Annotated in this window: 1 tRNA gene and 2 pseudogenes; 2 read left to right on the forward strand and 1 reads right to left on the reverse strand. The window is 58.6% G+C overall.

The window, feature by feature from the left end:
• Positions 1-541, forward strand: a pseudogene (locus tag FN369_RS00385) (TonB-dependent receptor); the annotation flags it as partial.
• A gap of 54 nt (positions 542-595) precedes the next feature.
• Positions 596-669: transfer RNA gene (locus FN369_RS00390), tRNA-Arg, on the forward strand.
• Between the two features lie 15 nt (positions 670-684).
• On the opposite strand, the pseudogene FN369_RS10915 reads toward FN369_RS00390, so the two are convergent.
• A pseudogene (locus tag FN369_RS10915) lies at positions 685-1,733 on the reverse strand (TonB-dependent receptor); the annotation flags it as partial.

Here is a 1,733-nt window from a genome sequence, read left to right on the forward strand (position 1 = left end):
CGTGCTCGGCGCCGAGCTGGCCGGGACCTATCAGCCGAATCGGAACTGGACCTACACCTTTGGATTCGACTATCTGACCGGCGAGGAATTTTGGACCCAGAGCGCCGCTCAAACCGGCCCCACCGTGATCCAGAATTACTCGGCGGCGACGGCGGCGAGATACAATCTTCCCGTCGATCCCTACACGACGCTCCCGACGGGAATATATCCTTTCATCGGCTTTCCGCACGAACATGGGACCGCGATGGCCACCTACAAATCGGACATGGGTTTCGGTGCCTCCTTCTGGCTCTGGATCCAGAGCGGGATGTTCCTCTCCTACGACTATGCGACCCGCATCCCCGTCGACTATACCCTCAATGCGAGCCTCTTCTATGCGACGAAGCGGTGGGAGGGACGGGTGCAGATCTACAACCTGACCGACAACCACTACTGGTTCCCTACCGGGACCGGCTTCCAGGGAGACCGGGTTTACAATTACGACAAGGTCTTGATCGGGCTTCCCTTTTGGGTCATGGGAACGGTCCGCGTCTTCTTTTGAGCGACTGCCCTGTCTTGACGGCAAAGGGAAAATCGCTCAGCCTGATTTTCTCCGGCACCCATAGCTCAATCGGATAGAGCACCGGGCTTCGGACCCGGGGGTTGGGGGTTCAAATCCTCCTGGGTGCAGAATCTTCGTTCCCGCTAAAACTTCCAGGTCACCGTCCCCTCGATCCAGAAGGGCCAGCCCGGATAGATCGTATCGAGGTTGAGCGTCCGAACCCGACTGAAGGCAAAGCCATTGGGGAGCCAGTAGCGTTCGTCGGTGAAATTGAAGAGATAGAGCCGAGCCTCCCACTGGGGTCTCGCGTAGAACATTTGTGCGTTGAGAACAAACTCGGGAGGAATCCGTACCTGGTGCTCGTAGCCGAGGTAGATATCGCTGAAAACGAGCCCGCCCACGGTCATCCCGAGCCCGTTCTCGAGCTGGTAGGTGGCCATTCCGGAGAAGGTCTGCTCGGGCCAGCCGATCAAGGCATAGGTTCCCGGAGGGAAGTTGCCGGAATTGTCCAGAGGTAAGCCGAGTCGGTCCGCCTGGGCCGTCGAGTAGGTCTGCGTCAGCGGCGGCCCGTAAGGCGAAGCGCTCCAATTCTCGACTCCGCTCATGAAGAGATAATTGGCACGGATCCAGAACCGGGCATTCGGCTGATAGGTAGCGGTCGTTTCGAACCCATTGATCTGAGCCGGATTGGGCGGCAGGAGGTAATTGAAGAGGTAGGTATTTTCGTGGAAGACGTCCGCCGCCAGGAAAAGCCGGTTGCGGGCGAGGCTGAATTTTACCCCGAGCTCCTCCAACTCGTTGAGAAGATGAAAGGCTTGACTCGTAAAGATCGGCGAATAGCCTCCACCGCCGCCAACGTCGGTGGCCTGCGCCCAGTTGAAGTTGAAGTAAGTGGTCATCCATGGATAGGGCTTCCAAGTCGGGCTGACGTTGAAGAGCGGCAGGAGTTCCGAGGTGTTCAGCTCCGTGAAGAGCAGGGAGGGCGTGCCGGGAGGGGTCCGTGCATCGATCACGTAGAGGTCGAGCCTGGCGCCGAGGATCAGGGAGAGGCTCTTCGTGATCTGGATCGTCTGTTGCCAGAATGGAGAAACTTTCCAGTATTCCGTAAAGTTGGTTCCCGTCGCTCCGTTGAGCGGCTCGAAGTAGAAGGGATAGGGTCCTCCAGGAACGAACCATTCTCCGCCGCCGGGGG

This window comes from Methylacidimicrobium cyclopophantes (assembly GCF_902143385.2).
In the GTDB taxonomy this organism is placed as follows: domain Bacteria; phylum Verrucomicrobiota; class Verrucomicrobiia; order Methylacidiphilales; family Methylacidiphilaceae; genus Methylacidimicrobium; species Methylacidimicrobium cyclopophantes.